General features: G+C 49.5%; 1 pseudogene. It reads right to left on the bottom strand.

The annotated features are described in order from the left end of the window. Positions 1 to 49: 49 nt before the first annotated feature. A pseudogene (gene tsaB, locus R7R78_RS27240) lies at positions 50 to 636 on the bottom strand (tRNA (adenosine(37)-N6)-threonylcarbamoyltransferase complex dimerization subunit type 1 TsaB); the annotation flags it as partial.

Below are 636 nucleotides of genomic sequence, written 5' to 3'. Positions count from 1 at the left end.
CGCTCCATAAAAAGACAGGGCTACCGCCCCGTCCTTATTTTTTTCCTAATTATTCGCGGCCTGGAAGTTTCTTCCAAGTCACGTTATCACGCAGGTAAACCGGGCTAGATTCTTCAACAGGAACCGTATTGCCTTTTCTAGTTCTTGCTTAGCTAAAATCACAATGTCTTGTGAGTCAGGGTACCATACCTCACTGTCTACAGTGTTACACGGCAGGCCCGCCAGTTCTTCCTGATATGCAGACCAACCTGTACCAGCTGTTGTCCACGTTTTAGAGTCAGCTTGTGCTTCTTCCGCCAAACGAGCTGGTGGAATCACACATTCTTCATCAACACCCATCCATTCGCCGTTTTCTTGGCGAGAATAACGTGCCCAGTAAACTTCGCTCATGCGCGCATCAATCGCTACAGCGACATCAGTTGCACCATGCAGGCGGTAGCTTGCTTGTGCCATCGCAGCCAATGTTGAAACACCAATCATCGGCAGTTCTGCACCAAATGCTAGGCCTTGAGCGATGCCAATACCGATACGAACACCAGTAAAGCTACCAGGGCCACGGCCAAACGCTAGAGCATCCAAGTCTTGTAGAGTTAGACCCGCTTCTTTCAGCACTTCGTCAACCATTGGCAGCACTTT

Source organism: Vibrio sp. 2134-1, assembly GCF_033339495.1.
This window is presented reverse-complemented; position numbering and strand designations above follow the sequence as displayed.